21 protein-coding genes are annotated in these 20,855 nt (G+C 65.3%); 16 read left to right on the plus strand and 5 right to left on the minus strand.

Going from position 1 to position 20,855, the window contains the following annotated elements:
- Positions 1 to 58 precede the first annotated feature (58 nt).
- From ACVOMC_RS04910 to recO, 7 genes are all read left to right on the plus strand, one after another.
- Complete coding sequence (locus tag ACVOMC_RS04910) at positions 59 to 1,570, plus strand: DegQ family serine endoprotease (RefSeq protein WP_481523034.1); 1,512 nt, start codon at positions 59 to 61, stop codon at positions 1,568 to 1,570.
- A 454-nt stretch (positions 1,571 to 2,024) separates the two neighbouring features.
- Positions 2,025 to 3,818, plus strand: a complete 1,794-nt coding sequence (gene lepA / locus ACVOMC_RS04915) for a translation elongation factor 4 (RefSeq protein ID WP_481523068.1) — start codon at positions 2,025 to 2,027, stop codon at positions 3,816 to 3,818.
- A 46-nt stretch (positions 3,819 to 3,864) separates the two neighbouring features.
- Complete coding sequence (gene lepB / locus ACVOMC_RS04920) at positions 3,865 to 4,668, plus strand: signal peptidase I (protein WP_481523035.1); 804 nt, start codon at positions 3,865 to 3,867, stop codon at positions 4,666 to 4,668.
- A 44-nt stretch (positions 4,669 to 4,712) separates the two neighbouring features.
- The gene (locus tag ACVOMC_RS04925; RefSeq protein ID WP_089153148.1) at positions 4,713 to 5,090 is read left to right on the plus strand and encodes a DUF4845 domain-containing protein; all 378 of its coding nucleotides are present in this window, start codon (positions 4,713 to 4,715) and stop codon (positions 5,088 to 5,090) included.
- Entirely contained in the window at positions 5,080 to 5,757 is a 678-nt protein-coding gene (gene rnc, locus ACVOMC_RS04930; RefSeq protein WP_057506522.1) for a ribonuclease III, read from the plus strand. Before ACVOMC_RS04925 ends, rnc begins: the two co-directional genes overlap by 11 nt.
- Positions 5,754 to 6,656, plus strand: coding sequence for a GTPase Era (gene era, locus ACVOMC_RS04935; protein WP_054658659.1), 903 nt, complete (start codon positions 5,754 to 5,756; stop codon positions 6,654 to 6,656). The genes rnc and era overlap by 4 nt, the downstream gene beginning before the upstream one ends.
- Positions 6,657 to 6,689: 33 nt before the next feature.
- A complete protein-coding gene (gene recO, locus ACVOMC_RS04940; protein ID WP_481523036.1) occupies positions 6,690 to 7,415 on the plus strand; it encodes a DNA repair protein RecO in 726 nt (241 codons plus the stop codon).
- A 6-nt stretch (positions 7,416 to 7,421) separates the two neighbouring features.
- On the opposite strand, the gene ACVOMC_RS04945 is transcribed toward recO, so the two are convergent.
- Positions 7,422 to 8,138, minus strand: coding sequence for an Hpt domain-containing response regulator (locus ACVOMC_RS04945; protein WP_054658661.1), 717 nt, complete (start codon positions 8,136 to 8,138; stop codon positions 7,422 to 7,424).
- Between the two features lie 125 nt (positions 8,139 to 8,263).
- Here ACVOMC_RS04945 and rlmD point away from each other — a divergent pair, with 125 nt between their 5' ends.
- The 9 genes from rlmD to ACVOMC_RS04990 all read left to right on the plus strand — a co-directional run bounded on the left by rlmD (position 8,264) and on the right by ACVOMC_RS04990 (position 16,661).
- Positions 8,264 to 9,604, plus strand: coding sequence for a 23S rRNA (uracil(1939)-C(5))-methyltransferase RlmD (rlmD, locus tag ACVOMC_RS04950; protein WP_481523037.1), 1,341 nt, complete (start codon positions 8,264 to 8,266; stop codon positions 9,602 to 9,604).
- Positions 9,605 to 9,607: 3 nt separating this feature from the next.
- Complete coding sequence (locus ACVOMC_RS04955) at positions 9,608 to 10,111, plus strand: CYTH domain-containing protein (protein ID WP_481523038.1); 504 nt, start codon at positions 9,608 to 9,610, stop codon at positions 10,109 to 10,111.
- 24 nt (positions 10,112 to 10,135) lie between these two features.
- Positions 10,136 to 10,831 carry a DsbA family oxidoreductase gene (locus tag ACVOMC_RS04960; RefSeq protein WP_481523039.1) on the plus strand — a complete coding sequence of 232 codons (696 nt, stop codon included), beginning with the start codon at positions 10,136 to 10,138 and terminating at the stop codon, positions 10,829 to 10,831.
- A gap of 79 nt (positions 10,832 to 10,910) precedes the next feature.
- On the plus strand, positions 10,911 to 11,918 hold the full coding sequence (gene nagZ, locus ACVOMC_RS04965; RefSeq protein WP_481523040.1) for a beta-N-acetylhexosaminidase: 1,008 nt from the start codon (positions 10,911 to 10,913) through the stop codon (positions 11,916 to 11,918).
- Complete coding sequence (locus ACVOMC_RS04970) at positions 11,918 to 12,469, plus strand: hypoxanthine-guanine phosphoribosyltransferase (RefSeq protein ID WP_054659156.1); 552 nt, start codon at positions 11,918 to 11,920, stop codon at positions 12,467 to 12,469. The genes nagZ and ACVOMC_RS04970 overlap by 1 nt, the downstream gene beginning before the upstream one ends.
- A gap of 126 nt (positions 12,470 to 12,595) precedes the next feature.
- A complete protein-coding gene (locus ACVOMC_RS04975; RefSeq protein ID WP_481523041.1) occupies positions 12,596 to 13,342 on the plus strand; it encodes an S-methyl-5'-thioinosine phosphorylase in 747 nt (248 codons plus the stop codon).
- Between the two features lie 90 nt (positions 13,343 to 13,432).
- A complete protein-coding gene (gene cspE / locus ACVOMC_RS04980) occupies positions 13,433 to 13,639 on the plus strand; it encodes a transcription antiterminator/RNA stability regulator CspE (protein WP_057506519.1) in 207 nt (68 codons plus the stop codon).
- Between the two features lie 79 nt (positions 13,640 to 13,718).
- The gene (locus ACVOMC_RS04985) at positions 13,719 to 14,963 is read left to right on the plus strand and encodes an FAD-dependent oxidoreductase (protein WP_481523042.1); all 1,245 of its coding nucleotides are present in this window, start codon (positions 13,719 to 13,721) and stop codon (positions 14,961 to 14,963) included.
- A gap of 57 nt (positions 14,964 to 15,020) precedes the next feature.
- Positions 15,021 to 16,661 carry an acyl-CoA dehydrogenase family protein gene (locus tag ACVOMC_RS04990; RefSeq protein ID WP_481523043.1) on the plus strand — a complete coding sequence of 547 codons (1,641 nt, stop codon included), beginning with the start codon at positions 15,021 to 15,023 and terminating at the stop codon, positions 16,659 to 16,661.
- Here ACVOMC_RS04990 and ACVOMC_RS04995 read toward each other — a convergent pair whose 3' ends face one another.
- The 4 genes from ACVOMC_RS04995 to ACVOMC_RS05010 all read right to left on the minus strand — a co-directional run bounded on the left by ACVOMC_RS04995 (position 16,662) and on the right by ACVOMC_RS05010 (position 20,703).
- Positions 16,662 to 18,359, minus strand: a complete 1,698-nt coding sequence (locus ACVOMC_RS04995; RefSeq protein ID WP_481523044.1) for a diguanylate cyclase — start codon at positions 18,357 to 18,359, stop codon at positions 16,662 to 16,664. It lies immediately after the preceding gene.
- Between the two features lie 161 nt (positions 18,360 to 18,520).
- Positions 18,521 to 18,916: a hypothetical protein gene (locus ACVOMC_RS05000; RefSeq protein WP_481523045.1), complete on the minus strand. Its 396-nt coding sequence runs from the start codon at positions 18,914 to 18,916 to the stop codon at positions 18,521 to 18,523.
- 148 nt (positions 18,917 to 19,064) lie between these two features.
- On the minus strand, positions 19,065 to 19,406 hold the full coding sequence (locus tag ACVOMC_RS05005; RefSeq protein WP_481523046.1) for a hypothetical protein: 342 nt from the start codon (positions 19,404 to 19,406) through the stop codon (positions 19,065 to 19,067).
- Positions 19,407 to 19,527: 121 nt separating this feature from the next.
- Complete coding sequence (locus ACVOMC_RS05010) at positions 19,528 to 20,703, minus strand: thiolase family protein (protein ID WP_481523047.1); 1,176 nt, start codon at positions 20,701 to 20,703, stop codon at positions 19,528 to 19,530.
- Positions 20,704 to 20,855: the final 152 nt, after the last annotated feature.

The raw sequence follows: 20,855 nt of genomic DNA on the forward strand, positions 1-20,855 counted from the left end.
GGCGCGCTGTCATCAGATGTTTCTTGCCGCTTTGACTGAATCGGAGACTCGCATTTTTATGACCCCTCATATTCCTACCAAGGTGTTCGGCCTGTTGGCGATGACGTTGCCGCTGGTGGCCTGTGCGCAGAGTCCGGCTCCGGTCGCGCCCACCGAACAGGTGACGGCGGCCCGTAGTCCAGCCCCCGCGCCGCAGATTGTCAGTGGCCTGCCTGATTTCACCCAGCTGGTCGACCAGGTCGGGCCGGGTGTGGTCAACGTGGAAACCGTGATCGGCGCGCGACGCAACCCGCGGATGGCTGGCTCAGGTCCGGACATGGAGCAGATGCCGGAGTTCTTCCGCCGCTTCTTCGGTCCGGATTTCCAGATGCCGGGGCCGCAGGGTCCGGACAACGGGCCGCGCGGGCGCAGCATGGGCTCGGGGTTCATCATTTCCACCGATGGCTACGTGCTGACCAACCACCACGTCATCGATGGCGCCGAGTCGGTCAAGGTCAAGCTCAATGATCACCGCGAATTCACCGCCAAGGTGGTCGGCAGCGACGCCCAGTACGATGTGGCGCTGCTGAAGATCGAAGGCAAGAACCTGCCGACGGTGCGCGTGGGCGATTCCAACACGCTCAAGCCGGGGCAGTGGGTGCTGGCAATCGGCTCGCCGTTCGGCCTGGACCATTCGGTTACCGCCGGCATCGTCAGTGCCCTGGGGCGCAATACCGGTGGCCAGGAACAGCGCTATGTGCCATTCATCCAGACCGACGTGGCGATCAACCAGGGCAATTCCGGTGGCCCGCTGCTCAATACCCGCGGCGAGGTGGTCGGCATCAATTCGCAGATATTCTCGGCGTCCGGCGGCTACATGGGTATCAGCTTCGCCATCCCGATCGACCTGGCGATGAGCGCGGTGGAGCAGATCAAGAAGACCGGCAAGGTCAGCCGTGGCCAGCTGGGGGTCGTGGTCGAGCCGATCGACTCGCTGAAGGCCCGGGGACTGGGCATGTCGGACAGCCGCGGCGCGCTGGTCAACCAGATGGTCGAAGATAGCGCGGCCCGCAAAGCCGGCCTAGAAATCGGAGACGTCATCCGTTCGGTTAATGGCGCCGAGATCGCAGCTTCCAGCGACCTGCCGCCGCTGATCGGCGCGATGCCGCCGGGCAGCAAGGTCCGGCTGGGCATCCTGCGCGACGGCAAGCAGCGCGAGATCACCGTGACCCTGACCGAGCTTGGAGAGGATGCGGCTCGCCCGGCCAATGTCGCGGCCGGCGAGCACGAGCCGCAGGCTAATGCCAATACCTTGCTGGGACTAGAGGTGGCCGACCTAACGGCCGCTGAGCGCAAGCGGTTGGGGCTTGACACCGGCGAGGGCATACGCATTACCGGGGTAAACGGCCAAGCCGCGCGCGACGCGCGGCTGGTGCCGGGCATGGTAGTACTGCAGGTCGGCCGAACCTCCATAGGCAGCGTGGCCGCGTTCAACCGCGAACTGACTAATTACAAGAAAGGTGATGTAGTGATGTTGTTAGTTCGTGCTGGCTCCAGTAGTGCCTTTATCGCAGTTGATGTGGGGAACTAAATTGGAGACGCTGGAGAGATTTTGCAATATAGTTAGATTGCACGGGGTTTGAGTCCGTGCTTAAAGGTTGTGAATGTCTTTATTTCAAAGGAAATGACGATGAAGAGGTTTGCTGCTTCGGTTTTAGCTGCTTTTGTACTTTCGTGGTCGGGAATGGTATGGGCCGGTAAGGGTGGGGAAAATACAGTAAGTCAACCCACAATGACTGAGGTCGTGATCCATACTTTCTCAGATGGGGAGGGTAATAGCTTTTCTGTCTATGAGTACAGGTATGACGATGGCTCTGTGAAATTTTCTGACCCAGTGAGAAATTTTGGCGCATAAAAAGTAGAGGTGGTAGCGCCGGATGAGGGGGAGCTCTCATCCGGTTTGTGTTGGAGGGGGGGTTGCATGCGACAATGCACCGTTATCCTGACGACGCCGCGCGCCGCCGCCACCTATGTCACACGATTCAATGCGGATGATCCGCAACTTCTCCATCATCGCCCACGTCGATCACGGCAAGTCCACCTTGTCCGATCGCATCATCCAGCTGTGCGGCGGTCTGACCGCGCGCGAGATGGAAGCGCAGGTGCTCGACAACAATCCGATCGAGCGCGAACGTGGCATCACGATCAAGTCGCAGTCGGTGTCGGTGCCCTACACGGCGCGCAACGGCCAGACCTACTTCCTGAACTTCATCGATACCCCCGGGCACGTGGACTTCTCCTATGAAGTCAGCCGCTCGCTGGCCGCCTGCGAGGGCGCGCTGCTGGTGGTGGATGCGGCGCAGGGCGTGGAGGCGCAATCGGTGGCCAATTGCTATACGGCCATCGAGCAGGGCCTGGAAGTGGTGCCAGTGCTGAACAAGATCGATCTGCCGACGGCCGACATCGATCGTGCCAAGGCCGAGATCGAGGCGGTGATCGGCATCGACGCCTCCGACGCGGTGGCGGTCAGCGCCAAGACCGGCCTGAACATGGAAGACGTGCTGGAAGCCATCGTGCACCGCATTCCGCCACCGGCCGACCGCGGCAGCGACAAGTTGCAGGCGCTGATCATCGACTCGTGGTTCGACAACTACCTGGGCGTGGTCTCGCTGGTGCGGGTGATGCAGGGCCAGATCAAGGCCGGTGACAAGATCCAGGTCATGTCGACCGGGCGTTGGCACCTGGTCGACAAGGTCGGCGTGTTCACTCCCAAGCGCAAGGAAATGCCGGCCCTGCGCGCTGGCGAGGTGGGTTGGATCAATGCCAGCATCAAGGACGTCCATGGCGCGCCGGTCGGCGACACGTTGACCCTGCTGGCCGACCCCGCCCCGGAGCCGCTGCCTGGTTTCCAGGAAATGCAGCCGCGCGTGTTTGCCGGCCTGTTCCCGGTGGATGCGGACGATTACCCGGATCTGCGCGAGGCGCTGGACAAGCTGCGCCTGAACGACGCCGCGTTGCGCTTCGAGCCGGAAAGCTCCGAGGCGATGGGCTTCGGCTTCCGCTGCGGCTTCCTCGGCATGCTGCACATGGAAATCGTGCAGGAGCGCCTGGAGCGCGAGTACAACCTCGATCTGATCAGCACCGCGCCGACGGTGATCTACGAGGTGCTCAAGAGCGATGGCAGCATCGTGATGATGGACAACCCGGCCAAGCTGCCGCCGATCAACCAGGTGGAAGAGATCCGCGAGCCGATCATCCGCGCCAACATCCTCACCCCCGAGGAACACATCGGCAGCATCATCAAGCTGTGCGAAGAGAAGCGCGGCAGCCAGATCGGTATCAACTACATGGGCAGCCAGGTGCAGATCAGCTATGAGCTGCCGATGGCCGAAGTGGTGCTGGACTTCTTCGACAAGCTCAAGTCGGTCAGCCGTGGCTATGCCTCGCTGGACTACCACTTCGTGCGCTTCGACGCCGGTCCGTTCGTGCGCCTGGACGTGCTGATCAATGGCGACAAGGTCGACGCGTTGTCGTTGATCGTGCACCGCAGCCATGCGGACCGCCGTGGTCGTGAACTGTGCGAAAAAATGAAAGACCTGATCCCGCGGCAGATGTTCGACGTGGCCATCCAGGCCGCAGTTGGCGCGCAGATCATCGCCCGTACCACGGTCAAGGCGATACGCAAGAACGTGCTGGCCAAGTGCTATGGTGGCGACGTTTCGCGCAAGAAGAAGCTGCTGGAGAAGCAGAAGGAAGGCAAGAAGCGCATGAAGCAGGTCGGCCGCGTGGAAATTCCGCAGGAGGCCTTCCTGGCCGTGCTGCAGATGGACAACAAGTAATCGGGCCTTGCCCCGGGCTGCGTCTTTGCAACGCTAAGGATGACGGATGAAATGGTTTGAAATCGCCCTGGTGGTATTGACGCTGGGTTCGGGCTTGGTGCTGTTGCTGGACAAGTGGTTTCTGGCCAAGCGTCGGGCCGCCAATGCCTCGTTGCTGGAGGGCGAAGAACCCGCGCTGGTCGATTACTCGCGGGCCTTCTTCCCGGTGCTGGCCGTGGTGCTGGTACTGCGCAGCTTCGTTGCCGAGCCGTACAAGATCCCGTCCAGCTCGATGATGCCCAACCTGCTGATCGGCGATTTCATCCTGGTCAATAAGTTCTCCTATGGTTTCCGGCTGCCGATCACCAACACCAAGATCATTCCGGTGGGCGAGCCCAAACGCGGCGATGTGGTGGTGTTCAAGCCGCCGCACGCGCCGGACCAGAACTGGATCAAGCGCGTGGTGGGTTTGCCGGGAGATCGCATCGGCTTCCACGGTGACACGCTGTCGATCAACGGCGAGCCGGTGACTTACCAGGCACTCGGCGAATACATCGGCAAAGGGCGCGGTACGGAAATGACCGGTGCGGCCTTGCTCACAGAAAATCTGCCCGGGCGCACGCACACTGTTCTGGAATGGCTGGGGCGCGCCAGTCCGATGGGGCAGGGGGACTGGGTGGTGCCGGACGGCCAGTACTTCGTGATGGGCGACAATCGCGACAACAGCGAAGACAGCCGTTTCTGGACCCAGACCCATTTCCTGCCGGAGCAGAATCTGCGCGGCAAGGCCTTCCTGATCTGGCTCAATTGTGAGGGCTGGTTCTGCAAGGGCAGCTTCGAACCGTCGCGGATCGGGACGGGAATCCAATGAGTTCACAACGCGTTTCTGGGGAGATCGCTATGAATCACAAGGCTATGAATCGCAAGCAGCGCGGTATGACGCTGACTTCGTTCCTGATGGTGCTGGCCGTTGTCGGCTTTGCGCTTTACATCGGCATGAAGCTGTTCCCGATGTATCAGGAATTTTACGCGGTGAAGGTCGCAATGAAGTCGCTGGCGAATGAGTCCGGCAGCGCGGACATGGATCCTGGCAAAGCGCAGGAGTTGTTCTTCAAGCGCATGGATATGAATTATTCCGATACGGTGAAGCGAGACAACATCAAGTTTGACCGTATCGAAGGCGGCTGGCGCATGAGCGTCAACTACGAGGTGCGTAAGGCGTTGATCGGCAATCTGGATATCGTCGGGCGCTTTGACAATTCTCAGGATCTGACAAAACGCGGTGCCGAATAAACCATTCCAGCGGGGTGATCTGATCGGTCACCCGTTCAAGGATCAGGGCTTGCTCAAGCAGGCCCTGACCCATCGCAGTGCCGGCGCTCCGCATAACGAGCGTCTGGAGTTCCTTGGCGACAGCATCGTCAATATGCTGATCGCCGAAGCGCTGTTCCTGCGCTGGCCCAAGGCCGACGAAGGTGCGTTGACCCGTGCCCGCGCCACCTTGGTCTGCGAAGGCGCGCTGGCAGTTGTCGCCCGTGCGCTGCAACTGGGCGAGCGCCTGACCCTGGGGCCGGGTGAAATGAAGTCCGGCGGGCACCGGCGCGACTCGATCCTGGCAGACACCGTGGAAGCGGTGGTGGCCGCTATCTACCTGGATGCCGGATTCGAGGCCTGCCGTACCCGGGTGCTGCCCTGGTTCGAGGCCGCGCTGGCCGCCGTGCCGGTGAACAAGCCGGAAAAAGATCCCAAGACCCGCCTGCAGGAGTGGTTGCAGGCCCGGCAGAAGACACTGCCGGTATACGAGCTGGTATCGGAGACCGGCGACGACCATGCCAAGCACTTCCATGTGCGTTGCAGCGTGGCTGACCCTGCCGTGGCGACTGAAGGCGAAGGCACTTCCAGGCGGCTGGCCGAACAACAGGCGGCCGCGGCCGCGATCGAGCAATTGGATTCGAAGTGAACGACTCATCCTCCCATCGTTGCGGCAGTGTTGCCGTCATCGGTCGCCCCAATGTGGGCAAATCCACCCTGACCAATGCCCTGGTCGGGGCCAAGATCAGCATCGTCTCCAACCGTCCGCAGACCACGCGTCATCGGTTGCTGGGCATCGCCACGTTCCCGGAAGGGCAGCTGGTGCTGGTTGATACCCCAGGCCTGCATCGCCAGCAGAAGCGGGCGATGAACCGGGTGATGAACCGGGCGGCGCGCAGCTCGCTGGAAGGTGTCGATGCCGGCTTGCTGGTGATCGAGGCCGGGCGCTGGGACGAAGAGGACACGCTGGCCTTCAACGTGTTGCGCGACGCCGGTATCCCGGTGGTGCTGGTGGTCAACAAGGTCGACCGGATGAAGGACAAGGGCGCGCTGCTGCCGTTCCTGCAGCAGATCACCGAAGGCCGTGATTTTGCCGCCGTGCACCCGGTGTCCGCGCTCAAGCGCAATGGGCTCGAGCAGCTGGTGAAGGATCTGCTGAAGCTGGTCCCGGAAGCGCCGCCAATGTTCGGCGAGGATGAAATCACCGATCGCAGTCAGCGTTTCCTTGCCGGTGAGCTGGTGCGCGAACAGCTGATGCGTCAGCTCGGTGAGGAGTTGCCCTACGCCACCACCGTGGAAATCGAGCGCTTCGCCGAAGATGGCAATCTGCTGCGTATCGGTGCGGTGATCTGGGTCGAGCGCGAAGGGCAGAAGGCCATCGTGATCGGCAAGGGCGGCGCGCGCCTGAAGGACATCGGTGCCAAAGCCCGGCAACAGATGGAGCGTCTGTTTGATGCCAAGGTGTTCCTGGAAACCTGGGTGCGCGTGCGCGAAGGCTGGTCCGATGACGAGGCCGCGCTCAAGGCATTCGGTTACGGCGACAACTGAGGCACAAGCGTGATCGCCCGCCGGTGATCGTCCATGCGGATCGATGACGAACCCGCCCATGTGCTGCATGCGCGGCCGTGGCGCGAGACCAGCCTGCTGGTCGAGGTGCTGACCCGCGAGCACGGCCGGCTGGGCCTGCTCGCGCGCGGCGTACACGGTCCGCGCAAGCAGGTATTGCGGGCCGCATTGCAGCCTCTGCAATACATCCATTTCGATGCGGTCATGAAGGGCGAGCTGGCGCAGTTGCGCCGTGCGGAAAGCCAGGACGCCGCGCCGCGGCTGCTGGGGCCGGCGATGTTGGCCGGGTTCTATATCAGCGAACTGGTCCTGCGCCTGGCACCTCGCCAGGACCCGCTGCCCGAGCTCTATGAGGCCTATGCAATGGTGCGCACCCGCTTGGCAGGCGGCGAGCCACTGGCGTGGTCATTGCGGCGCTTTGAGCGGGATCTGCTGGAAGCGCTGGGTGTCGGCTTTGACTGGCAGTACACGGCCGACGGGCAGCCGATCGATCCGGCTGCCCGTTACCGGCTGGACCCGCAGGGCGGGCCGCAGCGGCTGCTCAGCGAGCGCGGTACCGGCGAGCGGCGCCATCTTGCTACCGGCGCGGCATTGCTGGCCTTGGCCGAAGACCGCATCCCGGCACCAGATGATCTGTCGAGCCTGCGCCCGCAGATGCGTGCGGTGCTGCTGCATCATCTGGGCGGACGTGGCCTGAAATCGTGGGAGATGCTCGGTGATCTGAACGCCCGTCGCGATTGAGCTGACTCAGTGCAGCAACGCGTCCACCGCAGTGGCGAACTGCTGCCGCGCCACCTGCGAATCAGGGGCCTGTTGCAACTGGCGTACCGCCCGGCCCAGTCGCGATGCACCGACAAATCCGCAGCTGGCCTGCAGGCGATGCAGCTGGGAGCGCAGCATCGCGTCATCGTGCTGCTGGCAGGCCGAGACCACGGCATCCCGGGTCGTGGGAAGCTCGCTGAGGAACAGGTCGCGCAGCGCGTTCAGGTGTTCGCGCTGACCGTTGAGCGCGCTCAGCGCCGCGGTTTCGTCCCAGTCCGAAGCCGATTCCTCACTGACGAAACTGGCATCGTCGCCGCCCCGGGCGAGCGTGCGGCGCACGGTTTTGAGCAGCGTTTCGCGGCTCATGGGTTTGATCAGCGTTTCGCAGAATCCTGCCTGGCGCAGCCGCTGGCCGGCCGTCGCGGAGGCGTCCGCGGTGTGCGCCACGGCCGGCACTCCCGGATGGATTTCACGCAAGCGCCTGAGCAGGGCCGGACCGTCGCCGTCGGGCAGATTCACATCGATCAGCCACAGGTCGTGGCGCACAGCCGCGCTGCGCTGCAGGGCGCTGGCGAACGAATCGGCGATATCCACGTGGGCCGGCAACGACTCCAGTGCGGCCTGGAAAAATCCCTGGCTGGTCATGTCGTCCTCGACCAGTAGCAAGCGGGGAATGGTTGTCCCCTGATCATGCGTATTCATATGGCTGCCTCCATGTCAGCTGTAGGTTGCATCTTAGCGAGGCGTGAGCCAGCCGCAAGCGACGGGAGTCCGTTTGTGCCGCATCTGCGACAATACGCCCCCTTTTGCCCGCAGTCGTTTGCCACGTGGCCCGATCCAGAACCCCCCGCATAGACAAAACGCCGTTCCAGACCGACATCCTCGACCTGAGCCACGATGGCCGTGGCGTGGCCCGCCGTGAAGGCGAGGGTGGCAAGGTGACCTTCATCAGCGGCGCGTTGCCGCAGGAAACGGTGATGGCCGAGCAGACCGGCAAAAGCCGGCACTTCGATGAGGCCCGCACCGTGGAGGTGCTGACGACATCGCCGCATCGCGTTGAGCCCCGTTGTCCGCATTTCGGTGTTTGTGCCGGCTGCGTGCTGCAGCACCTGGACGAGTCGCAGCAGATCGTTGCCAAGCAGCGTGTGCTGATGGACAACCTGGAGCGCATCGGCCATGTGAAGCCCGGTACCGTGCTGCCGCCGCTGGCCGGCGACAGCTGGGGCTATCGCCGCAAGGGCCGCTTCTCGGTGCGGCGGGTCGAGAAGAAGGATAAGACCCTGGTGGGTTTCCGTGAACTGGATCCACGGTTTGTCGCCGATCTGGAGCAATGCCTGACGGTGATTCCGGAAATCGGCACCAAGGTGTCGGCGCTGTCGACCTTCATCGAGACGCTGGACGGCAAGCGCGATATCCCGCAGATCGAGTTCATCGGTGGCGATGCCGCCATCGCCCTGACCATTCGCCACCTGCAGCCGCTGTCCGACGCTGACACGCAGGCGTGGATCGCGTTCGGTCAGGAGCACGGCTTTGCGATCTACCTGCAATCCGGCGGTCTGGAGACAGTGCAGCCGCTGTGGCCGGCCGACGGTGTGGCGCTGTCCTTCGCGCTGCCCCAGTGGAATGTGGAACTGGCGTTCCGTCCGCTGGATTTCATCCAGGTCAACGCCAAGTTGAACCAGCAGATGATCGCCCACGCGCTCACGCTGCTGGATGCGCAGCCGGATGAGCGCGTGCTCGACCTGTTCTGCGGGCTGGGCAACTTCACCCTGCCGCTGGCACGCACGGTGCGTGAAGTGGTGGGCGTGGAAGGTGAGACCGGCCTGGTCACCCGTGCCAAGGAAAACGCACAGCGCAACGGTCTGGATAACGCCCAGTTCTATGCGGCCGACCTCACCCAGGATCAGCGCAACACGCCGTGGATGAAGCAGGGCTTCGACAAGCTACTGCTGGATCCGCCGCGCTCGGGCGCGATCGATGTGCTGCAGCAGCTGCCGCTGGATCAGTTCAAACGCATCGTCTATGTCAGCTGCCATCCGGGTTCGCTGGCGCGTGATGCCGGCTATCTGGTCAACGAGCAGGGCTTCACGCTGGTGTCGGCCGGGGCGATGGACATGTTCCCGCACACCGCGCACGTGGAAAGCATTGCCGTGTTCGAGAAGAAGTAAGCCATGGGCATCGAGATTGAACGCAAGTTCCGCGTCACCGGCGACGGCTGGCGCGCTGCGGCGCATGTGGTCATTCCGATGGCCCAGGGTTACCTCAACGATGTCGGCGCGATGGACAGTGGCGCGCAGAAGGCCTCGGTGCGCGTGCGCATCCAGGGCGAGGAGGCGTACTTGAACATCAAATCGCGCGAGCTGGGCCACACCCGGCAGGAGTTCGAATACCCGGTGCCGGTCAGCGAGGCGCGCGAGCTGCTGGCGCTGTGCGTGGGTGGTTTGATCGACAAGCGCCGACATCTGGTCCGCCACGACGGCCTGTTGTGGGAAGTGGATGAGTTTCTCGGCGAAAACGCCGGGCTGGTGGTGGTCGAGGTCGAGCTGGAGAGCGCCGACCAGGTGTTCGACAAGCCCGATTGGGCCGGCGCCGAAGTCACCGACGAGCTGCGCTACTACAACCTGGCGTTGGCCTCGCGTCCGTATGCGCAATGGAGCGCTGAAGAGCGCGGCTGATACCGCCGATCAAAGGAAACCGTCATGCGTATCGATATCTGGTCCGACGTGGTCTGCCCCTGGTGCTGGATCGGGAAGCATCGCTTCCAGCGCGGGCTTGAGCTGATGGGCGAGAACGCCCCGCCGGTGGAGGTGCACTGGCACCCGTTCCTGCTCGATCCCGATGCCGACGCCACCCCCGTACCGCTGCGCGAGGCCTATGCGGCCAAGTTCGGCGGGGCCGAACGCATCGCGCAGATGCTGGCGCAGACCCAGGCGGCCGCGCGTGCCGAAGGGTTGCCGATGGATTTCGAGCAGGGCCAGGTGCGGGTGACCACGTTGCCGGCCCATCGTCTGCTGTGGCTGGCGGGCCGCGAAGGCGTGCAGGAGCAAGTGGGCGAGGCGTTGTTCCATGCCCACTTCGCGCAGGGCCGCAATCTGGCCGATCCACAGGTGCTCGCCGGCGCTGCGGCGGCGGGCGGCATCAGCGCCGTGCGGGTCCAGCAATTGCTCGATTCGGACGAGGGGCTGGCCGAAGTGCGTGCCGGGCTGGGCCAGGCGCAGGCGCTGGGTATCCGGTCGGTGCCGACCTTCGTCATCAATGGCCGCTATGCGGTGCAGGGCGCCCAGCCACCGGAGGCGTTCGCCGAGGTGCTGGCCAAGGTCGCCGCGGAGCGGGCCCCCGCCGTTGCGCCGGGCCAGGATGAACCGGGTTGCGGGCCGGACGGCTGCAGTATCTGAGCGCGGAGTCTGACGCGGCGGGCGCCATCTGCGACAATGCGCCGCTACGCCGCGGTTTGCGGCGAACTGGAGCCCCCGCATGCTTTTGATCGGCGTCGCCGGCACTGAACTGACCGCGCAGGAGCGCGGCTGGCTGCAGCATGATGCGGTCGCCGGCGTGGTGCTGTTCAAGCGCAATTTCGCCTCGCGTGCGCAGGTGGTCGAGCTGACCTCGGCCATCCACGCCGCGACCACGCGTCCGCTGCTGCTGGCGGTAGACCAGGAGGGCGGCCGGGTGCAGCGCTTCCGCGAAGGCTATAGCGATCTGCCGTCACTGGACGTACTGGGCAAGCTGCATGCCACCGATCCGGCGGCCGCGCTGGCGCTGGCCGAGCAGCATGCCTGGCTGATGGCCAGCGAGATCCGCGCCAGCGGCATCGACCTGAGCTTCGCCCCGGTGGTGGACGTGGGCCACGGCAATCTGGCCATTGGCAACCGCGCCTTTGCCGAAGATCCGCAGGTGGTCGCGGCACTGACCGCGGCCTATGTGCGCGGCATGCATGCCGCCGGCATGGCCGCCACGCTCAAGCATTTCCCCGGTCATGGCACGGTGCGCGAAGACACCCATGTCGACACCGCGATCGATCCGCGTCCGCTGCACGAAATCGAAGCCCACGACCTGCTGCCGTTCCGCGCCGGCATCGCCGCCGGGGCCGATGCGGTGATGATGGCCCATGTCATCTACCCGCAGGTCGCCCCCGAGCCGGCCGGCTATTCGCCGCGCTGGATCAACCAGATCCTGCGCGAACAGATGGGTTTCCGCGGCGTGGTGTTCTCTGACGACATCGGCATGGCGGCCTCGTTCGCTGCCGGTGGCGTCAAGGGGCGCGTCGATGCCCATCTTGATGCCGGTTGCGACGTGGTGCTGGTCTGCCACCCGGAACTGGTCGAAGAATCACTGCAGGCCGTGAGCGGCCGCAGCCTCAATACCGCCGCGCTGCTGGGCCTGATCGCCCATGGCGCACTGGCATGGGGCGGCCTGCTGGCCGATGCCCGCCATGGCGATACCCGTAACCGTTTGCTTGAAACCCTTGGAAGAACCGCCTGATGTCCAAACTCACTCTTGAACAAGCCGTGGCCCAGGCCGATCTGCTGGTCGACCGTCCCACCATCGACGCCGCCATCGCCGCCATTGCCGATGCCATCGCCCGCGACTACAAGGGCGAAGTCCCGGTGTTCCTGTCGATCATGAATGGCGCGCTGCCGTTCGCCGGCCAGCTCGCGCTGGAGCTGGGCGCACGCGGCCAGGACGCCCAGTTCGATTACATGCAGGCCTCGCGCTATCACGGCGAGAATGGCGGCGAGCTGGTGTGGAAGCACCGCCCGGTCAGCGCCCTGTTCGGCCGTCGCGTGCTGCTGGTCGATGACATCCTCGATGAAGGCTTCACCCTGCAAGGCGTGCGCCAGTGGTGCATCGAGCAGGGCGCCACCGACGTGCGCATCGCCGTGCTGACGGTGAAGAAGCACGACCGCTGCCTGTCGGACGTCAAGGCCGATTATGCCGGGATCGAACTGCCGGACCGTTTCGTGTTCGGTTTCGGCATGGACGTCAGCGAAGCGCTGCGTCCGCTGCCGGCCATCTACGCGATGAAGGAATAAGACCGCGCTGTGCGGGCACCCGGGTGCCCGCCGTGCGAGGAAGCGGCGCAGTGGCGCTGCCGGAGATGACGTCTGGCCGCCATCGCCGCGCCAGACGTCATGATTGAAATGCATCAGGAAACAAGCATGGAACATATCGCCCTGGCGGTGATCGGCGGCACCGGTGTCTACACGCTGGCCGCACTGGATGAGGTGCAGACCCACGAGGTGCAGACCGCCTACGGCGCGCCGTCCGGCCCGGTCCGGGTCGGCCTGTTGAACGGCCAGCGCGTGGCATTTCTGGCCCGTCACGGCGAGGGCCATTCGATCCCGCCGCACAAGATCAACTACCGCGCCAACCTGGCCGCGCTCAAGCAGCTCGGGGCCACGCGAGTGTTGGCGTTGAACACCGTTGGCGGGATCACCGACAACTTCGGGCCGCGCGTGCTGGCCTGCCCGGACCAGCTGATCGACTACACCTGGGGCCGTATTTCCACGCTGTGCGAAGAGGACGGCAGCGACGTGCTGCACGTGGATTTCGGCCATCCGTACACGCCTTCATTCCGTGCCCGGGTGCTGGCGGCGGCCAAGGCCACGGGGGTAGTGATGCAGGACGGCGGCTGCTACGGCGCCACCCAGGGCCCGCGCCTGGAAACCAACGCCGAAATCGCGCGGATGCGCCGTGATGGCTGCGATCTGGTCGGCATGACCGGTATGCCCGAGGCCGGCCTGGCCCGCGAGCTGGGGCTGGAATACGCCTGCCTGGCTATCGTCGCCAACTGGGCGGCAGGCTGCGGCGAGGCCGAGGAAATCACCATGGCCGAAGTGCTGGCCAACGTTGAAGCCGCCTCGGCGGGTTTGCCGACTTTGGTGGGTGAATTGGCCCGGGGGTGATTGTCATCCCGCCTTAAGGTTTGCATACTCCGTTTGTGCGCTTCATTCAGCGTGCATCAATCCATTCATCGAACAAGGTCTCGCATCACCATGCCGAACGGTACCGTCAAGTGGTTCAACGACGCCAAGGGATTTGGCTTCATCTCACCGGAGGACGGCAGCGCCGACGTCTTCGCGCATTTCTCCGCGATCAATTCCAAGGGCTTCCGCAGCCTGCAGGAAGGCCAGCGCGTCAGCTATGACGTGACCCAGGGCCCGAAGGGTGCCCAGGCTTCGAATATCACGCCGGCCGAGTGATTCACCCGGTTGCGCTGGAAAACCCCGCTGCGGCGGGGTTTTTTTTTAGTCGCCCACGCTGGCGATGACAAGGACGGAAATGCGTAAAGCGTTGGATATCGCCATCGTCGGTTATGGCACGGCCGGGCAGGCGCTGGCGGTGTTGCTCACCCGCGATGGGCACCGGGTGCAGGTGTTCGAGCAGGCGGCCGCGCCCGGACCGGTAGGCGCAGGCTTCCTGCTGCAGCCCAGCGGATTGCAGGCGCTGTGGCAGATGCAGTTGCTGCCGCAGGTGCTGGAACATGGCGCGGTGGTGCGCCGCCTGTATGGCGAGACGCCCTGCGGACGCGCGGTGATGGACATGCGCTACGCCGGGCTGGACGCGCGCCTGTGTGGCATCGGCATGCAGCGTGGTGCGTTGTTCTCGCTGCTGGATGCCGCGTGGGCCGGGCGCGAGGCGTTGCATGTGCACAGCCGCATCACCGCGATCGACGACTCGCTGCGGCGGGTGCAGGACCACCACGGCCGCTGGCATGGCCCGTTCGATCTGGTGATCGCCACCGACGGTGCGGCCTCGGCACTGCGCGCGCAGGTGCAGGGCACCCGGCTGGATCGCGTCTATCCGTGGGGCGCGCTGTGGTGCCTGTTGCCGCGCGCCGGCTGGCCGCATGGCGATGAGCTGCGCCAGCGCTATGTGGCCGCGCGCAAGATGATCGGGTTGCTGCCGGTGGGCACCCGTCCGGGCGATGCCGAGCCACGGCTGAGTTTCTTCTGGAGCCTGCCGCGCGAGCAGTTCCCGGCCTGGGAACAGGCCGGGCTGGAGCCGTGGCTGGAAGAGATCGACACGCTGTGGCCGGAGGCGCGCGAGCGCTTGCAGCATGTCACGATGCAGTCCCAGCTGGCACGGGCCAGCTATCGCGATGCGGTAATGGAGCGCTGGTACCGCGGCCGGCTGGTGCTGGCCGGTGATGCGGCGCATTCGATGAGCCCGCAGCTGGGGCAGGGGGTGAACATGGCCCTGCTCGATGCGGTGGCGCTGCGCGATGCGCTGCGTGCGGAGCACGGCGTGGATGCCGCGCTGGCCCGCTACCAGGCCCAGCGCAAGGCGCACGCCTGGCTGTACCAGTTCTGGAGCCGCTGGCTGACGCCGGTCTTCCAGTCCGACCGCGATTGGGTGGCCCGCGCCCGTGACGTGCTGTTCCAGCCGATGGGGCGGCTACCGGGCGGTCGCGGCCACATGCTGCGGGTATTGAGTGGAACCCAGCATGGCCTGTTCGGCAAGCTGCCGCTGGCGGCGGACTTCATCCAGGCGCTGGCGCTGCCGGCGGGAAAACCGGCCGCGTAACCCGGCGGCCGCGGCGTTGCGGCAGAATCGGGCCGACACTGTCACCCGGGCATCGCCATGGCTACGCCACCGTTTGAGACCCACGTGGTCCAGAACCAGCCGCCGCCGTTCGAAGGGCGCAATCTCTGGCGCGATGATGCGGCGTTGCGCGAAGCGGTGGCCCGGGAGGGCGCCGCGCCGTTTGCCGGGGTACTGGACGCCTATGGGGCGCTGGCCGGCGGTGAGCTGTACCGGCTGGGGTTCGATGCCAATGGCCAGCGGCCGCGGTTGCGCACGCATGATGCGCAGGGACATCGGATCGACCATGTCGAGTTCCATCCGGCCTATCACCGGCTGATGGACGTGGCCAAGACCCAGGGCGTGGCGGGGCTGTCCTGGCATTCGCCCCAACCCGGCGCGCACGTGGCGCGTGCGGCGTTGAGCTATCTGCATCACCAGGCCGAAGCCGGCACCAGTTGTCCGCTGACGATGACCCACGCCGCGGTGCCGGTACTGCGGCAGGTGCCGGCGCTGGCCGACTGGGCCGCCAAGGCGGCCGCGCCGTTCTACGATCCGCGTGATGTGCCGGTCAGTGACAAGGCCGGCATCACCCTGGGCATGGGCATGACCGAGAAGCAGGGCGGCTCGGACGTGCGCAGCAACACCACCCGTGCCACTGCGTTGGCGACCGACGGCGAGTACCGGCTGGTCGGCCACAAGTGGTTCTTCTCCGCGCCGATGTCCGATGGCTGGCTGGTGCTGGCGCAGGCGCCGGGCGGCCTGACCTGCTTCCTGATGCCACGCCGGCTGCCCTGTGGGCGGCGCAACGATTTCCGCCTGATGCGGCTGAAGGACAAGCTTGGCGACTGGGCCAATGCTTCCAGCGAGGTCGAGTTCTGCGGCGCGTGGGCACAGCGGGTGGGCGGGGAGGGACGCGGCGTGGCCACCATCATCGAGATGGTGATGCTGACGCGGCTGGATTGCATGCTCGGCTCGGCGGCGCAGATGCGCATGGCGCTCGCGCAGGCGCTGCATCACGCCCGGCACCGGCGCAGCTTCGGCAAACGGCTGGTCGAGCATCCGTTGATGGCCAATGTGCTGGCCGATCTGGCGCTGGAATCGGAGGCGGCTACCACCTTCGCGCTGCGGGTGGCCGGGGCGGTGGATGCCGCCGGGCACGATCCCGCCGAGGCGGCGTTGGCGCGCATCGCCACGGCGCTGGGCAAGTTCTGGATCTGCAAGCGCGCGCCGGGTTTCATCAACGAGGCACAGGAGTGCCTGGGCGGCGCGGGCTATGTCGAGGAGTCGATGCTGCCGCGGCTGTACCGCCAGGCGCCGCTCAACTCGATCTGGGAGGGCAGCGGCAACCTGCAATGCCTGGATGTCCTGCGTGCGTTGGGCCGGGAGCCGGCGACGCGGTCGGCGCTGCTGCACGAACTGGCGCAGGGGCAGGGGCGCCATGCCGGCTATGACAGCGCGGTGCAGCGTGTCCGTTCGATGCTGGTCGAAGCGCTGCCTGGCGAGGGCGTCGCGCGGCAGCTGTCGGCCATACTGGCTACGCTGTTGCAAGCGGCCGCGTTGCTACGCGCGGGCAGCCCGTTCGCGGCGGCATTCATTGAAGCCCGCTGGGGCGCCGGCGTGTCGATGCCGTGCTACGGGGCCTTGCCCGCGCACCTGCCCATTGCCGGGATACTGGCCCGGGCCTTGCCGGCAGACTGATCAGCCGGCGCCATCCAGTTGTCCATCAAAGCGCACCACCTTGTTGCGGCCGGTGCGCTTGGCCCGATACAAGGCCGCATCGGCCTTGCGCAGCAGCGTCAGGCCGGCTACGCCGTCTTCCGGATACGTGGCCACCCCCAGCGAGATGGTGATCGGCGGCAGGGTTTTGCCATTGAAGGGGACCGACAGCTGGGACACCGCCAGTCGCAGTTCTTCGGCATGCCGCTCGGCGGCCACGCCATCGGCTTCGGGCAGGATCAGGGTGAATTCCTCGCCGCCGTAGCGGCATGCGATGTCCTCGCCACGCAGGCGCGAGGAGAACAGCTGCCCCAATGCCGCCAGCAGGGCATCACCGCCGCTGTGGCCTTGGGTGTCGTTGAAATTCTTGAAGTGGTCCACGTCCAGCATCAGCACCGACAGTGGCAGCGCGCGGCGTCCGCAACGGGCCAGTTCGCGGGTCAGGGATTCTTCCAGATAGCGCCGGTTGTACAGCCCGGTCAGCGGATCGCGGATGGACTGCAGCCGCAGCGATTCGCGTAGGCGCAGGTTGCTCAATGCCAGCGACAGCTGTTCCATGGCCGATTCGGCGATGGCCAGGCGCGGCAGCGGCCCGGGGCCTGGCCCACACAGGAACAGGAAGCCGATTTGGGCGCCCTGCGCCGACATCGGAATGCAGGCCGTGGCGACGCACTCGCTTGCCGCCGGCCGGGCGATGTGCGGGCAGTTGGCGTCGCGTCGCAGATCGTCAGCCAGATGGGGCTGGCCGCGGCGTATCGCCCAGCAGTCGCCCGGCGCCAGGAACGCGGCGGTCTCCACCTGCGGGGTACCCCAGCTGACGATGCTCTCGGCACGATCATTGGAGGCGCGCAGCAGGTAGACCGAGCCGGCAGTGTCAGGCAGCAGCGCTTCCAGCGTGCGCGCGGTGATTTCCAGTGCCTCCTCCGGATTGGCGCAGCTCTGCAGCAGGCCCGTGTAGCGGCCCAGCGTCTGCAAGTCGGTGCTGGCGCGTTCCATCTGTTCCAGGTTGGCACTCAATTGCAGGCTGGCGCTGGCGGCGCGCTGCTCCGCGCGGCTGCGCCGGTTCAATTCCGAAAGCAGGATGCCGTAGACCGACACCACCACGATCAGGCCGAACGGAATGCCGGCCAGGGCCAGGCCCAGCAGCAGGTCGGCACTGCGTCGGGAGCTGGCCGCGCGCTGCACCAGCATCGCCTGCTCCACGTTCACCATGGTAAGTGCCTGCTCACGGATCGCGCTGGTGGTGCGGAACGCGTTCTGGGTGATCGCCGCCCGCGCCGGTTCCAGGCCCTGCTGGTCGTAGATGTCCACCACGCGCTGGATCTGCGACAGCCGCCGCTGCACCAACGCTTCAAGCGTGCGGGCGCTTTGGGCCTGGGGGGGATTGTCGGCCACCGCCTTGATCAGGTTCGACAGCAGCACCGGGACCCGTTCGACGCTGATCTGGTAATCGAGCAGATACGCTTCGCTGCCGGTCAGCAGATAGCCACGCTCGGCCGACTCGGCATCCAGCACGCGTGCCTGGATCTCGTCGATCCGGCCGATAACCTCATGGGTATGCGCCACCAGCGCCGCATCGGCGATGAAATGCCGTGCGCCGACAAAAACGCCAATGCCGATGCCGATGAAAACCAGTGCGGAAAATGCCAGCGCAACTTTGCTGCCTTTACTGTGCTGCATTGCTACCTTGACCGGGAAATAAGAAGTGGATCGACAGGGCATCCACTAGGCGGCGAACCGGTCCAGGCCCGGATACCTTTGTATCCGGCAGGTGGAACGAAGGTGCGTGCAGCAAGGTGGCCACGCGCCATTCCGGAAGGCGTGGACGCGTGGCCAGTCTATCAATGCTTGGCCTCGTTGGCCTTCTCGCGCGCGTCCTTGGCCACTTCCTCGGCGTGGTCGGCCGCCTTCTTGGCGGCCTCGGCCGTGGCGGCCGTAGCATCTGCGGCGGCTTCCTTGGCGGCCATGCTGGCGTCATCGGCCGCCCTTGCGGTCGCATCGGCGGCTTTATCCAGGGCCTGTTTCGACTCGGCGGCCGCTTCGCGGGTAGCGGCGGCGGCGCGGTCGGCGGCGTTGTCTGCTGCTTGCGCAGCCGATTCGCCGGCGTTGCGCGCGGCATCGGCCGCGTGATCCGCCGCCGCGGCGGCCTCGCGCTTGGCCTGCTCTGCGTTGGGATCGTTGCAGGCTGCCAGTGCCAGCACCAGACTGCCTGCCAGCAGCGGAACAAGAATCTTCATTGCGCTCTCCTGTGTCGGGGATGACGCAGTCAGCCTAGGCGAGCGCGGATTCAGATTGTGTCAATGCATCCGCACCGGAACGCCAGGCAAAAAAAAAAGCCGCTGGCGAACCAGCGGCTTTTTCAGACTCGCTTTGAAGAAGAAGTTATTACTTCTTGGCTTCTTCAGCAGCGTCCTTGGCCTGGGCAGCCACGTCTTCAGCAGCCTTGGCGGTTTCGGCAGCAGCGTCGGCAGCAGCGTCGGTGGCGGCGCCAGCGGCGTCGGCAGCGGCGGCACCGGCGGTGTCGGCAGCGGTGGCGGCGGTGTCAGCAGCAGCCTGGGCAGCGTCAGCGGTGGCGTCGCCAGCAGCAGCAGCCTGGTCAGCAGCGACCTGGGCTTCAGCAGCAGCCTGGTTTGCGTCGGCAGCAGCGTCAGCAGCCTGTTCCTGCTTCGAGCAGGCAGCCAGAGCCAGGCCCAGGGTCATAGCGATCAGCAGCTTGTTGATGCTCATTTGTGAATCCTCGTCGTGAAATTAGGCAACGCGCCATTGCGCGCCGGGAACATGATGACAATCCCATTTGGGCTGTCAAGCGACTCCGCATTCATATTTGCGAAAGTCTGAAATTTTCCAATCAGATCAATTCGATGGCGATAGCGGTTGCTTCGCCACCGCCAATGCAAAGCGATGCGACGCCACGCTTGAGGCCGCGCGTGCGCAAGGCGTTTACCAGCGTAACCACCAGACGCGCACCCGATGCACCGATCGGATGACCGAGCGCACAGGCCCCGCCATTGACGTTGACCTTGGCATGCGGAATGCCCAGTTCGCGGATCGGCGCCATGGCCACGACGGCGAAGGCCTCGTTGATCTCGAACAGGTCCACCTCGTCGATATCCCAGCCGGCTTTTTCCAGCACTTTGCCGATCGCGCCGATCGGGGCGGTGGTGAACCACTCCGGTTCCTGCGAGAAGGTGGCATGTGCGGCGATGCGGGCCAGCGGCTGCACACCCCGCCTGGCGGCGTCGTCGGCCGACAGCAGCACCACGGCGGCGGCACCGTCGGAAATGCTCGAGGAACTGGCGGCGGTGACGCTGCCGTCCTTCTTGAATGCCGGACGCAGGGTCGGGATCTTGGCGACGTCCGACTTGCCCGGCTGTTCGTCCTGGTCGAATTCAACGTCACCCTTGCGGGTGGCGACCTTCACCGCGACGATCTCGTCGTTGAACGCACCGCTGGCCTGTGCGGCCTGGGCGCGCTTGACCGATTCGATCGCGTAGGCGTCCTGCTCTTCGCGGCTGAAGCCGAACTTGGCCACCGCCGCTTCGGCGAACACGCCCATCGACTGGCCGTCGTAGGGATTGGTCAGACCGTCCCAGGCCATGTGATCCACGGCCTGGAAGTTGCCGTAGCGGTTGCCGGTGCGCGAGTTCGGCAGCATGTGCGGGGCGTTGGACATCGATTCCATGCCGCCGGCGACCACGATGCTGGCCGAGCCGGCCTTGATCAGGTCATGGCCGAGCATGATCGCCTTCATGCCCGAGCCGCACACCTTGTTGAGGGTGGTGGCGCCGGCGCTGGTCGGCAGACCGGCGGCCAGCGAAGCCTGGCGGGCGGGTGCCTGGCCCAAATTGGCCGGCAGCACGCAGCCCATGATCACTTCGCAGACATCGGCGGCGGGGATGCCGGCCTGCGCCATCGCGGCGCTGATGGCGGTCGCGCCGAGGGTCGGGGTGGGGACGCCGTTGAACTGGCCAAGGAAGGAACCAATAGCGGTGCGCTTGGCGGCGGCGATGACGATGTCGGACATGGGCAATCTCGGTTATACCTTGCGGCAATTATCGAATGTCTCCGGATGTCCGCCCATTGGACCAACGGCACATCCCGGGAGACAGCGGATTGTCGTTGCAGTATAGATGTTCGCCATCGCTCGGCCGGCGGCCGGCAAGACCTGAATTGGCA

Source organism: Stenotrophomonas sp. STEN014 (genome assembly GCF_056760315.1).

Coding starts and splice junctions, on each gene's coding strand:
- ACVOMC_RS05000 (WP_481523045.1), bottom strand. CDS start 18,916: ATGAAGATTCTTGTTCCGCTGCTGGCAGGCAGTCTGGTGCTGGCACTG.
- ACVOMC_RS04945 (WP_054658661.1), bottom strand. CDS start 8,138: ATGAATACGCATGATCAGGGGACAACCATTCCCCGCTTGCTACTGGTC.
- ACVOMC_RS04985 (WP_481523042.1), top strand. CDS start 13,719: ATGCGTAAAGCGTTGGATATCGCCATCGTCGGTTATGGCACGGCCGGG.
- recO (WP_481523036.1), top strand. CDS start 6,690: ATGCGGATCGATGACGAACCCGCCCATGTGCTGCATGCGCGGCCGTGG.
- ACVOMC_RS04925 (WP_089153148.1), top strand. CDS start 4,713: ATGAATCGCAAGCAGCGCGGTATGACGCTGACTTCGTTCCTGATGGTG.
- ACVOMC_RS04975 (WP_481523041.1), top strand. CDS start 12,596: ATGGAACATATCGCCCTGGCGGTGATCGGCGGCACCGGTGTCTACACG.
- ACVOMC_RS04910 (WP_481523034.1), top strand. CDS start 59: ATGACCCCTCATATTCCTACCAAGGTGTTCGGCCTGTTGGCGATGACG.
- lepA (WP_481523068.1), top strand. CDS start 2,025: ATGCGGATGATCCGCAACTTCTCCATCATCGCCCACGTCGATCACGGC.
- ACVOMC_RS05010 (WP_481523047.1), bottom strand. CDS start 20,703: ATGTCCGACATCGTCATCGCCGCCGCCAAGCGCACCGCTATTGGTTCC.
- ACVOMC_RS04990 (WP_481523043.1), top strand. CDS start 15,021: ATGGCTACGCCACCGTTTGAGACCCACGTGGTCCAGAACCAGCCGCCG.
- ACVOMC_RS04995 (WP_481523044.1), bottom strand. CDS start 18,359: ATGCAGCACAGTAAAGGCAGCAAAGTTGCGCTGGCATTTTCCGCACTG.
- ACVOMC_RS04970 (WP_054659156.1), top strand. CDS start 11,918: ATGTCCAAACTCACTCTTGAACAAGCCGTGGCCCAGGCCGATCTGCTG.
- nagZ (WP_481523040.1), top strand. CDS start 10,911: ATGCTTTTGATCGGCGTCGCCGGCACTGAACTGACCGCGCAGGAGCGC.
- ACVOMC_RS04955 (WP_481523038.1), top strand. CDS start 9,608: ATGGGCATCGAGATTGAACGCAAGTTCCGCGTCACCGGCGACGGCTGG.
- ACVOMC_RS04960 (WP_481523039.1), top strand. CDS start 10,136: ATGCGTATCGATATCTGGTCCGACGTGGTCTGCCCCTGGTGCTGGATC.
- lepB (WP_481523035.1), top strand. CDS start 3,865: ATGAAATGGTTTGAAATCGCCCTGGTGGTATTGACGCTGGGTTCGGGC.
- cspE (WP_057506519.1), top strand. CDS start 13,433: ATGCCGAACGGTACCGTCAAGTGGTTCAACGACGCCAAGGGATTTGGC.
- ACVOMC_RS05005 (WP_481523046.1), bottom strand. CDS start 19,406: ATGAGCATCAACAAGCTGCTGATCGCTATGACCCTGGGCCTGGCTCTG.